Raw genomic sequence first — 15,054 nt, 5'->3', positions numbered from 1 at the left:
TCAGCTGTCCTTTCCGCTGCTGAGGTCGTAGACGGTGACGCCGTCGACGGTCTGCGCCGGGAAGGTCGCGGCCACCCAGGCCGCGATGTCCGACGAGGCGGTGCTGCCGCCGTTGGCGCCGGGGAACCCGCCACCTCCGACGAACCAGTGGATCCGGCCCGCGGCCACGTGTTCCTGGAACTGCGCGAGGGTCGGGGACGGGTCGCTGCCGTTGAAGCCGCCGACCGCCATCACCGGGTCACCGGTGGCGAGCTGGTAACCGGAGGCGTTGTTCGAGCCGACCGTCGCGGCGATCCAGGTGTAGTCCTCGCTGTCGCGTTCGAGGAGCGCGCGCAACTCGGCGCTGGGTTCGCGGACGTCCAGCAGGCCGCCCATGCCACCGGCCCGGTCACCCCGGCCAGGGCCGCCCCCGCCCGGAAACCCGGGGACCTGGCCACCCGGGAAGGACGGGAGCTGGCCACCGCCGGGCAGGGACGGGAGCTGGCCACCGCCGGGCAGGGACGGAAGCTGGCCGCCGCCGGGCAGGGACGGAAGCTGGCCACCGCCGGGGAAGGCCCGGCCGGGGCCGAAGCCGCCCGACACGGCCGGGCCGGCGGTGGGGATGGCACCGGTGTGCGGGGTCGCGGCGGTCTGGAGGGAGTACGCCACCGGGCCGGCCAGCGCGGCCGCCGCGCCCACCGCGACGACCACCGGGGCGACCCGCCGGGGCAACCGGTCGGCCACGACGAGCAGCGCGGCGGCGGCGAGCCCGGCCACCAGGACCGCGGTACGCAACCACGGATACCAGTCCGGACTGCGCCCGAGCAGCGTCCACGACCACCAGGCGGTGACGGCGAGCGCGCCGGCCAGGGCGAGGGTCGCCGCGAGCGACCACCGGCGCGTGGCGGCGAGCCGGTGCCGCCACAGCGACGTGCCGCCGATGCCGATCAGCGCGCCGACGGCCGGGGCCAGGGCGACGGTGTAGTACTCGTGGAAGATCCCGGACATGAAGCTGAAGATCCCGCCGGTGACCAGCAGCCAGCCGCCCCACAGCAGCAGGCCGGCCCGCGTCCGGTCGGTACGGGCCGCCCGCCCGGCCAGCACCAGGCCGGCCAGCAGGAGGATCAGCGCGGCCGGCAGCAGCCAGGAGACCTGACCGCCGATCCGCTCGTCGAACATCCGCATCACGCCGGTGCCGCCGCCGAGCATCGCGGCACCGCCGGGCGGGCCGACACGGCCCTCCTCCTCGCCGGTGATCCGACCGAGGCCGTTGTAGCCGAGGGCCAGTTCCAGGACGCTGTCGCCCTGTGATCCGCCGATGTAGGGGCGGGAGCCGGCCGGCACCAGCTCGACGATCGCGACCCACCAGCCGGCGGCGACGAGCACGCCGACACCGGCCAGGAGCAGCTGCCGGATCCGCCGCCCCGGTCCGGTCGGCGCGGCCAACAGGTAGACCCCGGCGAGGACCGGCAGCACCAGGAACGCCTGGAGCATCTTGGTCAGGAAGCCGAAACCGACAAGCGCCCCGGCCAGCACGAGCCACCGGGTGCTCGCCGTCTCCACCGCCCGCACGGTGGCGTACGCGGCGGCGACCAGGACCAGCACCAGCAGGGCGTCGGGGTTGTTGAAGCGGAACATCAGGGTCGCCACCGGGGTGACCGCGAGGACACCACCGGCGATCAGTCCGGCCACCGGGCCGTGCCACCGGCGCACGGTGGCGTACAGGACGCCGACCGCGGCGACGCCGCACAGGGCCTGCGGCACCAGCAGGGCCCAGCTGTGCAGCCCGAACAGCCGCACCGACAGGGCCGGCAGCCACAGCGACGCGGGCGTCTTGTCCACGGTGATCGAGTTGGCCGCGTCGGAGGAGCCGTAGAAGAACGCCGTCCAGCTCTGCGAGCCGGCCTGCGCGGCCGCCGCGTAGTAGGAGTTCGCCCAGCCGGAGGCGTCCAGGCCCCACAGGTAGAGCGCGGCGGTGGCCAGCAGCAGCCCGGCGAGGGCCGGCCGGGTCGCGCGGGAGGGCCGCTCCGGCGGGCGGGTGGGCGCGGTGGCCGGGGCGGGCAGGGTCTGTGTTCCGTCCATGCCGGCAACCCTCGGAGGCCGGGCTGTCGCCCTCCCCTGAGCCGGCTATGCGTCCGCTGTGGGATTCGGCAGCCGGACGGTGAACACGGTGCGGCCGGGTCGGCTGTCCACGGTGACCGCTCCGTGGTGCGACTCCACCACGGCGGCCACGATGGCCAGGCCGAGGCCGGTGCTGCCGTGCGCCCGGGAACGGGAGCCGTCGCCGCGGGCGAACCGTTCGAACACCTCCGGCCGCAGGTCGGCCGGGATTCCCGGCCCGTCGTCGGCGACCCGGACCACGGCCGCGTCGTCCTCGACGGCCAGCGCCGCGGTGACGGTGGTGCCGGCGGGGGTGTGTACGCGGGCGTTGGTCAGCAGGTTCGCCAGAACCTGGTGCAGCCGGGCCGGGTCGCCGGGCACCCGGATCATCCGCTCGGGCAGGTCGAGCCGCCAGTGGTGCTCCGGGCCGGCGACGTGCGCGTCGCTGACCGCGTCGACCAGCAGCGCGGACAGGTCCACCGGCTCGACGGCCAGCGGGCGGCCGGAGTCCAGTCTGGCCAGCAGGAGCAGGTCGTCGACGAGGTGGGTCATCCGGGTGCTCTCCGACTCGACCCGGCGCAGCGCGTGGGCCACGTCGGGCGGTACCCGGTCGCGGCCCCGGCGGGCCACCTCGGCGTACCCGCGGATCGCGGCCAGCGGGGTGCGCAGCTCGTGGCTGGCGTCGGCGACGAACTGGCGTACCCGCGTCTCGCTGGCCTGCCGGGCGGCCAGCGCGGCGGCGACGTGGCCCAGCATCCGGTTGAGCGCCGCGCCGACCTGACCGACCTCGGTGCGCGGGTCGGTGTCGCTGTCCGGCACGCGGACCGACAGGGCCACCTCACCCCGGTCCAGGGGCAGTTCGCTGACCCGGGCGGCGGTGGCCGCGACCCGGTGCAGCGGGCGCAGGGTGCGCCGGACGATCAACGTGCCGGCGCCGCCGGCGACGAGGATCCCGGCGGCGGCCAGCCCGGCCTGCGCGGCGACCAGCCACCGGACGGTCGCCTCGATGTCGGCCAGCGGCTGGGCGAGGATCCAGACCTCGCCGTCGCGCACCGGCCGCGCGATCGCCCGGTAGTCACCCCGGTCACCCAGGTCGACGGTACGCGGGGCGGCGTCCACCGGGACCGCGGCGAGCGCCGCCACCTCGGCGGCGGCCACCGGTCGGCCACCGCGCTGGTCGCCGGACTGGATCCACGCGCGGGTGACCCGGCCGTCGACGGCGACCGCCGCCACCGAGTCCGGCGGGGTGCCGGGCGGCACCCCGATCGGTTCGGCGGGCAGCGGGAGGCGGGGTCCGCTCCAGGGGAGCCCGCGGTCGGCGACGAGTTGGGCGTCCACCCGTTCGATCAGGAACCGCCGCAGCGCCACCGTGGTGGTTCCGCCGATTCCGACCAGGACCACCGCGAGCAGCGCGACGACGATGACCACCAGCTGGGTACGCAGCGAGCGGCCGGCCGGCCACCGGCGCGGCCGGTGCGGTTCACTCCGCCGGTCTGAGGACATAGCCCGCGCCGCGCAGGGTGTGGATCATCGGCGGCCGGCCGACGTCGATCTTCTTGCGCAGGTACGAGATGTACAGCTCGACCACGTTGGCCTGGCCGCCGAAGTCGTAGTTCCACACCCGGTCCAGGATCTGCGCCTTGCTGAGCACCCGGCGCGGGTTGCGCATCAGGTAGCGCAGCAGCTCGAACTCGGTGGCGGTGAGGGTGATCAGGTGCCCGTCGCGGCGTACCTCGTGGCTGTCCTCGTCCAGGGTGAGGTCACCGACGGTGAGCACCGGCTCGTCCCGGGTGGCGACGGCGAAGCCGGAGCGGCGCAGCAGCGCGCGCAGCCGGGCGATGACCTCCTCCAGGCTGAACGGCTTGGTGACGTAGTCGTCCCCGCCGACGGTCAGCCCGGCGATCCGCTCCTCGACCGCGTCGCGGGCGGTGAGGAACAGCACCGGCACCGTCGGCGCGCTCTCGCGCAGCCGGCGCAGCACCTGGAAGCCGTCCAGGTCGGGCAGCATCACGTCGAGCACCACCGCGTCCGGCCGGAACTGCCGGGCGGTGTTCAGCGCCGCCACCCCGTTGCCGGCGGTCCGCACCTGCCAGCCCTCGTAGCGCAGGGCCATCGACAGCAGGTCGGCCAGCGTGGGTTCGTCGTCGACCACCAGGACGCGGACCGGGTCACCGTCGGGACGGCGCAGCTCGATCCGGGTCGGCGCGCCGTGCTCGTCCGTCACCATGGCCCCCATCGTGGGTGCGACCGCTGTGCGGGGCTTGTGCGCTTCCTGTGTACCAGCTGTGGCGCGCGGCGGCGGCCGTTCTCACTCGGTCATGCCGATCGGGTACGTGTGCACGAACCGCATCGTCCACCCGCCGCGGTACGCCCCGGCCCGCTCGTAGAGGTGGTCGGCCCCGACCGGCCCCTGCCCGTCGGGGTGGCGCAGCACCCAGCGGGCCGGCGGGCCGCCGTCGGGCTCGGCCGGCAGGGCGCGCTCCAGGTCGTGGGCCGGCCCGCCGACGAAGCGTACGGTCACCTCGGTCGTGGCCGGCTGTCCGGCGTCCGCGGTCACATCCGGCTCCTCACCGCTCCTCGTCGACGACCTCGGTCCGGTCGTCGACGGTGGCGGTCACCGGCAGGTGCTCGTCCGGCTGCGGCGCCTGCGCCGGCGTGTGGTGCGGATCCCCGTCGGGGGAGAACAGGACCTGGTCGGTCTTCCTGCTCTTCTCCCGCTCCTCCTCCGGTTCGGTCACGTCCCTCTCCCGTCTGTGGCGCTGGTGCCCTCCACGCTAGGCGTCCCCGCCGCCGGGTTCCGGGTTTCCGGCCGTTGCGCCGGGTCGGCGCACCCGGTGACGGGGGCGGCGGGAACGGCACGTCGGGTCAGCCCCGCAGGGTGTGACTCGGCGGCGCGCCGAAGACCGCCCGGTACCGGGCGGTGAAGCGGCTGACGCTGAGGTATCCCCACCGGTGGGCGATCCCGGCGACCGTGTCCCGCAGCGGGTCCGACCGGAGCAGGTCCTGGTGGGCGCGTTGCAGCCGGATCCAGCGCAGGTAGTCGGCGGGCGTCACGTCGAGCTGACGGCGGAACGCGAGTTGCAGGCCGCGCGGGGTCGCCCGGACGGCCGCGGCGACGTCCGCGACGCCGATGTCCCGGTCGGCGTTCTCCTCCATGTACGCCACCGCCCGGCGCACCGTGCTGCCCCGGGCCCGGTCGGGGCCGATCGGCGGGTCGTCCGGCGGAACGAAGATCGTCAGCACCGCCGCGGCCAGCATCCGGGCCGCCGCGTCGCGCACCAGCGGCTCGGCGGCGGCGTCCGGGGTCGCCACGAAGACGTCCCTGAGGTAAGCGACGCTGGTGTGCCAGTGCCGGGCCAGGTCGGCCGGCGCGGCGCCGAGGCGGGAGAGACGGACCGGGCCGGTCCCCCGGCCGGCCCGGTCGGCCGCGACCCGCGACAACAGGGACACGTCCAGCACGCTCAGGGTCACCCGGCCCGGGTGCCAGCCGAGTGTGCAGGCTCGCTCCGGCCGGGCGGCGAGATAGACGTCGCCGGGGGCGAACCGGGCCTCGTGGCCGTCGCAGGCGCGGCTGACCGTCGCGGTACGGACCTCGCCGACGACCACCGTGGGCAGTCCTTCGACGTCCACGCTGAGGTGTCCGGACTGGGTGGTCTCCTCCAGGCGGAAGGCGCCCAGGTCGAGCCGGCGGTGCCAGAGCCGGTAGCCGGCGCCGCCGCTGGTGATCCGCAGTCGGGTGCCGTAGGAGTGGACGAGATGGTCGTGGATCACGTCGGGATCGCGGCTGTCGAAGCTCCGACCGAGAGGCGCCTGCGTCGCCATGCCGCCTCCGCCGATTCGTCACGGGAATCCCACAGAAATTAATACCACCGGCAGGACCGGTGCGGCGACGGTTCGTACACAGTGCATGGACGTACACGTCGGACCACCTGTCCGTCGAACGGAGATCTGTTCGCATCCGGGCTACCGCCGTCGTCCACCGGGCTAGCCCCCTCTCCCGTGCCCCGGCAAGCCTGGGGACGGACCCACGCGCGACGGTTCCGTCCGCACCGGAACCACCGACGTCCGCGGGGACCGGAGGCGATGGGGGGACCATGATGCACATCAGGGACAGAAGACGGATCGCACGGATCGTGGCGGCGGAGACGACCCGCCGACTGGCGCAGGACCCGGCCCTGGCCGTCACGTTCGACCGCGACGCCGAGGAACTCCGGGCCTGCGTACGGGACGTCCTCGCCGAGGTGTTGCTGTCCGTCGGGAGCGGGGCCGAGGAACGCCTCCTGGCGCTCTGCCGACGACACCGGGTGAACCGGGAAGCCTTCGACGCCCTCGGCCACCACCTGCTCAGCGCGCTGCTGCCGCACCGGGTCGGCACCGACGCCCTGGTCCGGGCCGGCGCCGCGCTCAGCGCGGTTCGCGGTCGGCTCGCCCCGGCCCGGGCGGACGACCGGCGCCGGACCTCGAACAGCGCGGCCGGTCGCTACCGGTCGACCCGCCCGCCGGAGCACCTGCCCCAGCCCCCCGGCTGGACCTGCACCGGCTGCGGAGCCGAGTGGCCCTGCGCCACCAAGCAGAGCCAGCTCCTGGCCGAGTTCGGCGGCGCCAGCGCCGGCCTGGCCGTCTATCTCGGATCGTGCCTGGTCGCCGCCGTGCAGGACCTGCCCACGCTGCCGCTGGCCGGCGCCCGCAACCGGTTTCTGGGCTGGCTGCCGCGAAGCCGGATCTGACCAGCCGCCGGTGAGCCCGGGGGCGCGGCACGCCGGGCTACCGGCGCAGCGTCCGGCTGGGTGGCACCCCGAACTCCACCCGGTACTGCGCGGTGAAGCGACTGTGGTTGACGAAGCCCCACCGGGCGGCCACCTGGCCGACGGTGGTGGTGCGCGGATCGGCCGCCAGCAACTGACGGTGCGCCTGGTGCAGCCGGGCACGGCGCAGGTAGGCCGTGGGGGTGGTGCCCAGATGGCGGCGGAAGGCCAGCTGCACCGCGCGGATGCTCACCCGCGCGGCGGCCGCCATGTCGGCGACGCTGATGTCCAGGTCGGGATGGCTGTCCACGAACGCCGCCACCCGGCGTACCGTGGCGACCCCGGCGTCGTGGCGGTCCACCCCGGTGGCTTCGGTCAGCGCGTCGTTCGGGAACGTGGCCAGCGCGGCGGCGGCCAGCAGGCGGGCGGCGTTGCCCACCAGCAGCGGGTGATCCGCGACGTCGGGCACGGCGAGCACGCCGTCGCGGACGTACGCGTAGGTGTTGACCCAGGTGCGGGCGGCGGCCGGCGAGACGGGGTCCGGGCCGAGAAACCGTACCGGGCGGCGCGCCGGACCGGAGGCGGCCTGGGCGACCACCGCCGGGGCGAGGACGGCGAGGTGGGCGTCGATCCGCCGGATCACCACGTCGTACTCCTGCTCCGCCGTGGCGGCCAGGAACACCTGTCCCGCCCGGTAGTGCCGGTGGCCACCGGCGGACCGGTAGGTGATCCGGCCCGACGTCACCTGCCCGACGGCGAGGCTGCCCAGCGGCCCACCCCGGGCGTCGACGTCCATCTCGAAGCTCGCGTGGTCCAGGTACGCCAGGCCGAGTCGCGCCCGCAGCAGGCGGAGCACCCCATCCCCACCCGAACCGCCACTGAGGGTGATCGGGCCGTAGCACGCCCGCAGTGCCCGCTCGGCGGCGTCCAGGCCACGGGCCTCCCACACGGTGGGGGCGCCCACCGGCGGTGCGGAGGCGGACAGCGGGTCGAACACGGGCGCCCTCTCGTCCGGTCGATCGGACCAGCCGCACCGACGTACGGCACCGGAACGCTACCCAGCGAAGGTGACCGTACGCGTGGCCCGCGGCCCGCGCTTTCCCGCCGACCGGCGTGTGCCGCGACCGGCGCTCCGGTTTGTCCTGCTGGGAGGCCGGGTACCGGCATCGGAGGCACCGGCGGACACCCCGGCGCATCCGGGCACGACAAGTCGAGGAGCGGTCGATGAGGACGCTGGACGGGCGGTACCGGCTCGAACAGCGGATCGGCATCGGTGGCATGTCCGAGGTCTGGCGGGCCCACGACTCGGTGCTGGACCGCCCGGTGGCCGTGAAGCTGATGTCCCCCGGGCAGGAGGGGCGGGACGCGTCGGTGGAGCGGATCCGCACCGAGGCGCGCGCCGCGGCCCGCCTGGTGCACCCCAACGTGGCGAGCGTGCACGACTTCGGCACCTCCTCGACGCTGCCCGGCCGGCCGCTGCCGTACATCGTGATGGAGCTGGCCGAGGGCGAGACGCTCGCCGCGCACCTGCGCGCCGGCCCGCTGGACTGGCGGATCGCGGTACGGGTCTGCGCGGAGGTCAGCGCGGCCCTGGCGGCCGCGCACGCGCACGGCATCGTGCACCGCGACGTCAAGCCGGCCAACGTCATGCTCACGCCGGCCGGCGTCAAGGTGCTGGACTTCGGCATCGCCACCCCGGCCGGCGCCCCGGACCCGACGCCGGACGGGCTGCTGGTGGGCACGCCCGCGTACCTGGCCCCGGAGCAACTGGACCGCGCCCCGGCGACACCGGCAGCGGACATGTACGCCCTCGGCGTCCTGCTCTACTACAGCCTGACCGGGCGCCTGCCGTACCAGGCCGGCACCACCACGCAGCTGCTCGGTGCCCGGCGGCGCCGGCCCCCGGAGCCGCTGCCGGAGGTGCCTGGCCTCCCGGCGGAGGTGGCCGGCCTGTGCGCCGACTGTCTCGCCGACGACCCGGCACGGCGGCCGACCAGCCTGATGGCCGCGCTGCTGCTGGCCGAGGCGGTGGACGCGCGGGTGTACGTGCCGATGCTCCAGTCGGTGCCGCCCCGGCAACGCGAGGCGGTGTCGCCGTGGACCGACCGGGCCGCCGCCGAACAAACCCAGGCGGCGGCGCTGACCGACTGGTCCGCCGCGCCGGCGGAACGGTAACGGGACCCGGGGGCGCGGTTTCACCGCCCGGGGGCCGGGTAGCCGGACGGGGAAGTGACGGGAGGAGCGCCATGCCGGATCCAGGTTCCTGGCTGCCCGAGAAGGCCACCGCGACCGCCGAGGGCGGTCATGTACGCACCGACGACGGCGGTCTGTCCACCGCCCTGGCGTCTCCGCTGGCACCGCACTGCACCGGGCTCACGCCGGAGCAGTTGCTCGCCGCGGCCTTCGCCTCCTGCCTGCACCACGCCGCGGTGGAGGCGGCAGGCGAGATCACCAACGAGGCGCACACGGTGCAGGTACGCGCGGAGGCGACGCTGGGCCGCGACGACGACGGCCGCTACCGGGCCGACGTGCACGCCTCGATCTCGTCGGCCGGGCTCAGCCGGCAGCAACTGGCCGAGCTGGTGGAACACGCCGACCGGCTGTGGCCGTTCTCCAGCAGCGACACCAGCCGGCACCGGCTGACCGTGACGCCGGCCGAGAACGGCCGGCACTGATCCGTCCGGGCGCCCGCCACCGATCCGGCCGGATGCCCTGGCCCTCCCCCGTCCGGCCCCGGATCGGGGCCGGACGGGGGAGGGGGGTGAGCGACGTCCTACGCCGTGATCAGGCCGGGCCGGCCGCCCGTTAAACGAGTCTTCACACGGCTTTATCGGACAAGTCTGATCAGCCGAGAAAGATCCTTTGCTGGCCGATCGGGGCTATTGTCCCGGTGGATAGCCGCAAATTGTGGCGCATGCCACCAATCAGGCCGATGGCAACGGGCCGTGGTCTCTCTAGCCTCGGCGGGTGCACCCCGACGACTCCCTCGCCCCGAAGCTGACCGAGGAACGACCGAGCACCCGTACGGTCGACAGCCCCTCAACCGAACGGACGATCGGTCGGCATCGCCTCCCCGAACAGCCCCGACGCGGCCTGCTCGCGTCGGTGCCGATGCGGATCGCGCTCGCCGCCGGAGTCACCTGCTGCCTCGGCGTCGGCGCCGTGGCGGTCAGCGGCCCCGGCGACCGCGCCGAGGCCGAACGCGAGCCGGTCGCCGAGGCCCTGGCCGACCGCGCCGCCACCGACGAACGCGCCTCCCGGTCCCTCGACCGGGCCGTCTCCCCCACCCCGGCCCGCCCCACCCCGAGCGCCAAGCCCTCCCCCTCGGCGACCCGGGCCGCGGCGAAGAAGCCGGCCCGACCCGCCCGGCCGGCCCGTCCCCGGCCGGTCGCCGGCCTCACCCAGGTCCAGATGGACAACGCGAAGGTGATCGTCGACGTCGGCGTCAGGGAGAAGATGCCGCGCCGGGCGCTGGTCGTCGCGATGGCCACCGCGATGCAGGAGAGCAACCTGTACAACCTGGCCAACGACTGGGTACCGGAGTCCCTCGACCTGCCCAACCAGGGCAGCGGGGCCGACCACGACTCGGTGGGCCTGTTCCAGCAGCGGCCCAGCAGCGGCTGGGGCACGGTGGCCGAGCTGATGCGCCCGTCCTACGCCGCCGCCGCGTTCTACCGGGCGCTGCGGGAGATCCCCGGCTGGCCGGAGATGAGCGTCGCCGGGGCGGCCCAGGCGGTCCAGGTGTCCGCCTTCCCCGACGCGTACGCCCAGCACGAGGAGCGAGCCACCACGATCGTCGCCGCGCTCACCTGACCGGCGTGCGCGGCGCGCCGGGACGGCCGCCTCAGGAGCGCTTCGGGAGCACCACCACACGGCCGAAGAACTCGTCGATGCGGCGTACCACGTCGTTGAAGTCGTCCAGGTCGATCGGCTTGGTGACGTAGGCGTTGGCCTGGAGCGTGTAGCTGCCCAGGATGTCGTTGTCGGCGTTGGACGTGGTCAACACGACGATCGGGATGGTCCGCAGGTCGTCGTCGCTCTTGACCTCGCCGAGCACCTGCCGGCCGTCCATCCGGGGCATGTTCAGGTCGAGCAGGATGACGTCGGGACGTCGCGCCTCCGTGTGCCGGCCCTCCCGACGCAGGAACTCCATCGCCTCCTGGCCGTCGCTGACCACGTCGATGACCTTCTCGACGTCGGAGTCGGCGAGCGCCTCCTCGATCATCAGCACGTCACCCGGGTCGTCGTCCACCACCAGGATGCGTACCGGACTCGCGACAGAACCCATGGTTACCTGCTTAGTGGTATCGGGAGGGCGGGACCTGGCGGTCACCGTGCTGGCGGGAAAATCTAGCCCATCAACCGGCCGTACGCGGTGTCGGGGCCGGGCTGTCGGAATCGTGCCCCAGCACGTCGGCCAGACCGGTCACCCGGAGCACCCGGTCGACCCGCCCGGTGGCGCCGGTGAGCCGCAGCCAGCCGCCCTCGGCGGCCGCCCGGTTGTCGCCGCGCACGAAGGCGGCGATGCCGGTCGAGTCGCAGAAGGTCAGGTCGGTCAGGTCGAGCAGGATGCGGCGGGCGCCGGTGGCGAACGACCGGTCCAGCGCGGCGGTCAGCTCGGGCACGGTGCTCATGTCCAGCTCGCCGGTGAGCAGCAGGTGCGCCCCGCCGTCGTCGTGCTCGGCGTACGTCACGGTGAACGACACCCGGGCCCCCTCGCTCCACCGCAGGCCGAGACGCTTGCAGTGGAGCAAGTATAAGCAGGGGGTCCGACGGATCCGGCACGGGTCAGCCGGTGGCCGCGCTGCCGGCCGCCGCCACCGACGCCCGTCCCCGCGCCAGGAACCGGGTCGCCCGGGGAAAGTCCCGCAGCGCGCGGGCGTACTGGTCCAACGTCGCCCCCACCGCGCCCGCCGGCACGCCACGGCTGGTCAGAACGGCGACCAGCCAGTCGACGAACTCGGTGAACAGCGTGCTGTCGTCGACGTAGAGTGCCGCGGCGAGAAAGTCCAGGATGTAACCCAGGTCGCCGATCGTGGAGTCCCACTGGGCGGAGGTGTAGTCCCGGGCCGACGGCACCCGCTCCCGCAGGTCCGCGACCGCCTCGTCGATCAGCTCACCGCGCCGCTTGACCAGGCTCGCGTACTCGTCGTCGGCCAGGTGGGACAGTCGTGCCGGCGGCACCCGGCGCAGCGCCGGCTCGTCGGCCACCAGGTCGGCCGCGGAAGGCGCGTCCGGCGCCCACGCCACCCCCAGCCGGCGCGCCCACCGCCCGTCCACACCGAACCCCCGGCCGCCGACCACCACCGGCACGTCGGAACGGCGGCACGCCTCGATCATCCGGTGGGCGTGCGGCAACCGCATCGGCAGCGCACACGCCAGCGCCACCGCGTGCGCGTCGTGCCGGTGCAGGTACGACACGAGGTGCGCCGCCGGAACGCTGGCCCCGAGGAAGGTCACCTGCCAGCCCCGCAGCCGCAGCACCTCGGCCACCAGCCGCGGCGGCAGCGCGTGCCACTCGCCGTCCATGCAGGCCACCACGATCCGACCCCGGGTCGGGCGCGGAGCCGCGTACGCCGCGACGGCCGCCACCACCTGCTCGCTGATGTGGGTGGCGGCGTGCTCCTGGGCGACGCTCCACTCGTTGCGCGCCCACCGCTCCCCCACCTCGGCCTGCGCGGGCGCCACCAGGTCCAGCAGGACCCGTTCGGCCGGCACACCGTCCTCCAGCAGACCGGTCGCCACCTCGATCGCGCCGTATTCGTCGGCCTCCTGGAGGCTCTCCAGGTAGCCGGACCAGACGTCGGTCAGTTCGGCCCGGGTCGTCGGAGCGCTCACCCGCGCGGCCCCCTCGTCCCGGTCGCCGCCGGGTCCGGCACCGCGTGCAGGTGCCGGGGCGTACGCCCACCCGGCCCGGTCGCCCGCAGCGCCAGTACGGCGATGTCGTCATGGTCCCCGTGGCCGAGCCAGTCGCAGGTCACCTGCTCGATCCGCTCGGCCAGGGCGGGCGCCGGCATCCGCTGGCAGTCGGTCACCGCGTTGACCAGGCGTTCCGGGCCGAACTGCTCGTGCCCCCGCCGGCCGCCGCGCGCCTCGGTGATCCCGTCGCTGTAGAGCAGGCACGTCTCGCCGGGTTCCAGCCGCACCGTCACCTCCCCGACACGCGGGTCCGGTACGACGCCGACCAGCATCCCGCTCAGCGGGACCTGCTCGACCGCACCGGAGTTGCGCAGCACCAGCGGCGGCAGGTGGCCGCCGCCGGCCAGGGCCAGGGTCAGCCCGCCGTCGCGGTGCGGCCGGACCACGCCGAGCACCATGGTGGCGAAACGGCCGCGGTCGTGTGCCTGGGTGGTCTCCAGCAGCGCGTCGTTGAGCAGCCGCAGCAGCCGGGCCGGATGCGCCTCCACCCGGTGCAGCGCGTGCAGGCACTGCCGCAACTGACCGGTGAAGACGGCCGCCTCGACACCCTTGCCGGAGACGTCGCCGAGGAAGAACACCGAGCCGCCGTCGGGCAGCCGGTGTGCGCCGTAGAAGTCGCCGCCGATGCGCAGCCCGGCCTGCGCCGGCCGGTACGCGGTCCCCCACTGCACGCCCGTGGCCTCGGCCGGCTCGACCGGCACCAGGCTGGCCTGCAGGGTGTCCGCCACCTCGGCCTGGTCGCGGTAGAGCACCGCGGTGGTCAACGCCGCGCCGGCCCGCGCCGCGAAGGCCCGGACCAGGTCGACGTCCTCCTCGTCGTACCAGCGGGTGGCCCGCCGGGCGACCAGCAGCACCCCCACCGGCGCCTCGCGGCCGGGCAGCGGCACCACCCGGGCGCACGCCTCGACCGAGGTCAGGCCGGGCAGCCAGCCCGCCTCCACCGCCTGCTCGACCAGCCAGTCCACCGCGTGCGGCTCGGCGCCGAGCAGGCCCTCGGCGATGGCCGGGGGCAGGTCGGGAGCGGCCAGCACGCCGCTGTCCACGGTGGGCATCTCGTCGTCGCCGCGCGAGGCACGCCACCAGCGGGAGCGTCCCGAGCGGGGCGCCAGCACCAGCACCGCGACCTCGGCCAGGGTGGGCACCGCCAGCCGGACCACCGCCGCTGCGGCCCGGTCCGGGTGCAGGGGGTTGCCCAGCTTCTCGCCGACCACGGCGAGGAACGCCGAGCGGGCCCGCTCGGCGAGCAGCGCGTCGGCGCGGGAGACGATCTCGGTGACGTCCTCGACGTACCAGCAGGAGCGGCCCGCCGACAGCGGCATCCGTCGGGCGCGCAGCCGCCGTCCGTGGTGGGTGAAGTCGCCGCCGGCGACCAGACCGGTCACCCCGGCCGCGGCGAGCAGCGCGCCGGGGACGACTTCGGGCAGCAACCGCTCGGCGACCGGACTGACCTGGCGTACGACCCCGTCGGCGTCGCAGATGACCAGACCCTCGCGGAAGTGTTCGACGACCTCCGACCAGTCCGGCGCGGCGTGGCCACGGTCCGGGGCGAGCGCGGGCAGGGCGGGACGACCGGGCACGTCGGCGGAGAACGCCGGAGTGCGCGCGGCGCTCGGCGTCCAGACACGTCCGTCGCCCGGGTCATGGCCCCTGACGTCGGCGGCAGTCACCAGTCGAGCCCCACTCCTTGTCGACATCCGTACCGCGTCGGAAACGACGCTTGTGGTCAAATCTCTGCGTCCCACCCTACGCCGGTGAGCCGGTTCCGCCACTCCTGCGCCGCCCTCGCGGGCGGGTACGTGCGCACCCCGGCGGGGCCCGCCGGGGGTTGTTACCATCCCCTCGGCCGTGCTGACCGGCAGCCTGTGGAGAGGCGTTGATCGGGTCAGCCCAGGGGAGGAGATCCGAAACGGTGCCGCTGCGCATGTCCCTCGACCGGTCGAACCGGGACGCTCCCGTCATCACGGTCGGCGGCGACCTCGTCTACACCTCGGCGGCGCCGCTGCACGCCGAGGTCGACCGGATACTGGCGGACAAGCCGGCACTGCTCGTGCTGGACTTCGCCGCCCTGGAGTTCATCGACAGCACCGGTCTCGGCGTGATCGTGCACGCCTGGCGTGAGGGGCAGCAGTCGGGCACCGCCCTGGAGTTGCGCGCCGTCCCCCGCTTCCTGGCGACGATCCTGGACATGACCGGCGTCACCGGGCTGCTGGCCCGGCCGCTGGGCGACCCGCACGCCGATGCCGCCGCACGTCCGGCCGGGCGGGGCTGAGGGCGACGCGTTCCGCCCCGCGTTGGCCATCCCGGCGTGGTC

Annotated in this window: 16 protein-coding genes; 5 read left to right on the top strand and 11 right to left on the bottom strand. The window is 74.8% G+C overall.

Translation table 11 applies throughout. From position 1 onward, the window contains the following. The 6 genes from D7223_RS11400 to D7223_RS11380 all read right to left on the bottom strand — a co-directional run bounded on the left by D7223_RS11400 (nucleotide 1) and on the right by D7223_RS11380 (nucleotide 5,901). Nucleotides 1-2,061 carry an ArnT family glycosyltransferase gene (locus tag D7223_RS11400; protein WP_120727922.1) on the bottom strand — a complete coding sequence of 687 codons (2,061 nt, stop codon included), beginning with the start codon at nucleotides 2,059-2,061 and terminating at the stop codon, nucleotides 1-3. Nucleotides 2,062-2,106: 45 nt separating this feature from the next. Next, complete coding sequence (locus D7223_RS11395; protein WP_120727919.1) at nucleotides 2,107-3,582, bottom strand: sensor histidine kinase; 1,476 nt, start codon at nucleotides 3,580-3,582, stop codon at nucleotides 2,107-2,109. Then, complete coding sequence (locus D7223_RS11390) at nucleotides 3,560-4,306, bottom strand: response regulator transcription factor (RefSeq protein ID WP_120727917.1); 747 nt, start codon at nucleotides 4,304-4,306, stop codon at nucleotides 3,560-3,562. The genes D7223_RS11395 and D7223_RS11390 overlap by 23 nt, the downstream gene beginning before the upstream one ends. An 81-nt stretch (nucleotides 4,307-4,387) precedes the next feature. After that, nucleotides 4,388-4,636: a hypothetical protein gene (locus D7223_RS11385; RefSeq protein ID WP_238161820.1), complete on the bottom strand. Its 249-nt coding sequence runs from the start codon at nucleotides 4,634-4,636 to the stop codon at nucleotides 4,388-4,390. A gap of 10 nt (nucleotides 4,637-4,646) precedes the next feature. Next, entirely contained in the window at nucleotides 4,647-4,817 is a 171-nt protein-coding gene (locus D7223_RS33010) for a hypothetical protein (protein WP_186832223.1), read from the bottom strand. Between the two features lie 127 nt (nucleotides 4,818-4,944). Continuing rightward, complete coding sequence (locus D7223_RS11380) at nucleotides 4,945-5,901, bottom strand: helix-turn-helix domain-containing protein (protein WP_120727915.1); 957 nt, start codon at nucleotides 5,899-5,901, stop codon at nucleotides 4,945-4,947. Nucleotides 5,902-6,212: 311 nt separating this feature from the next. Between D7223_RS11380 and D7223_RS33470 the strand changes: the two genes are divergently transcribed. Beyond that, complete coding sequence (locus D7223_RS33470) at nucleotides 6,213-6,806, top strand: hypothetical protein (RefSeq protein ID WP_238161819.1); 594 nt, start codon at nucleotides 6,213-6,215, stop codon at nucleotides 6,804-6,806. Between the two features lie 37 nt (nucleotides 6,807-6,843). On the opposite strand, the gene D7223_RS11370 is transcribed toward D7223_RS33470, so the two are convergent. Next, a complete protein-coding gene (locus D7223_RS11370; RefSeq protein ID WP_120727913.1) occupies nucleotides 6,844-7,821 on the bottom strand; it encodes a helix-turn-helix transcriptional regulator in 978 nt (325 codons plus the stop codon). 227 nt (nucleotides 7,822-8,048) lie between these two features. Here D7223_RS11370 and D7223_RS11365 point away from each other — a divergent pair, with 227 nt between their 5' ends. The 3 genes from D7223_RS11365 to D7223_RS11355 all read left to right on the top strand — a co-directional run bounded on the left by D7223_RS11365 (nucleotide 8,049) and on the right by D7223_RS11355 (nucleotide 10,637). After that, the gene (locus tag D7223_RS11365) at nucleotides 8,049-8,999 is read left to right on the top strand and encodes a serine/threonine-protein kinase (RefSeq protein WP_120727911.1); all 951 of its coding nucleotides are present in this window, start codon (nucleotides 8,049-8,051) and stop codon (nucleotides 8,997-8,999) included. Between the two features lie 71 nt (nucleotides 9,000-9,070). Next, nucleotides 9,071-9,499, top strand: a complete 429-nt coding sequence (locus D7223_RS11360) for an OsmC family protein (RefSeq protein WP_120727909.1) — start codon at nucleotides 9,071-9,073, stop codon at nucleotides 9,497-9,499. A gap of 292 nt (nucleotides 9,500-9,791) precedes the next feature. Continuing rightward, a complete protein-coding gene (locus D7223_RS11355; protein ID WP_186832224.1) occupies nucleotides 9,792-10,637 on the top strand; it encodes a hypothetical protein in 846 nt (281 codons plus the stop codon). Nucleotides 10,638-10,668: 31 nt separating this feature from the next. Here the strand turns inward: D7223_RS11355 and D7223_RS11350 are convergent, their stop codons facing one another. From D7223_RS11350 to D7223_RS11335, 4 genes are all read right to left on the bottom strand, one after another. Next, nucleotides 10,669-11,112 (bottom strand): response regulator, encoded by a 444-nt coding sequence (locus D7223_RS11350; protein WP_120727907.1) that lies wholly within the window; start codon nucleotides 11,110-11,112, stop codon nucleotides 10,669-10,671. Nucleotides 11,113-11,182: 70 nt separating this feature from the next. Further along, entirely contained in the window at nucleotides 11,183-11,530 is a 348-nt protein-coding gene (locus D7223_RS11345) for an STAS domain-containing protein (protein ID WP_120727905.1), read from the bottom strand. A gap of 82 nt (nucleotides 11,531-11,612) precedes the next feature. Next, the gene (locus D7223_RS11340; RefSeq protein ID WP_120727903.1) at nucleotides 11,613-12,662 is read right to left on the bottom strand and encodes a cobalamin B12-binding domain-containing protein; all 1,050 of its coding nucleotides are present in this window, start codon (nucleotides 12,660-12,662) and stop codon (nucleotides 11,613-11,615) included. Continuing rightward, nucleotides 12,659-14,410 (bottom strand): PP2C family protein-serine/threonine phosphatase, encoded by a 1,752-nt coding sequence (locus tag D7223_RS11335; RefSeq protein ID WP_120727901.1) that lies wholly within the window; start codon nucleotides 14,408-14,410, stop codon nucleotides 12,659-12,661. Before D7223_RS11335 ends, D7223_RS11340 begins: the two co-directional genes overlap by 4 nt. Before the next feature lie 242 nt (nucleotides 14,411-14,652). Here D7223_RS11335 and D7223_RS11330 point away from each other — a divergent pair, with 242 nt between their 5' ends. Next, complete coding sequence (locus D7223_RS11330) at nucleotides 14,653-15,012, top strand: STAS domain-containing protein (protein ID WP_238161817.1); 360 nt, start codon at nucleotides 14,653-14,655, stop codon at nucleotides 15,010-15,012. The last annotated feature ends 42 nt before the right edge of the window (nucleotides 15,013-15,054 follow it).

Source organism: Micromonospora endolithica, from assembly GCF_003626595.1.
Lineage (GTDB): Bacteria > Actinomycetota > Actinomycetes > Mycobacteriales > Micromonosporaceae > Micromonospora > Micromonospora endolithica.
Note: the sequence above shows the minus strand (reverse complement) of the source record. Positions and strands in the feature narration are given on the sequence as shown.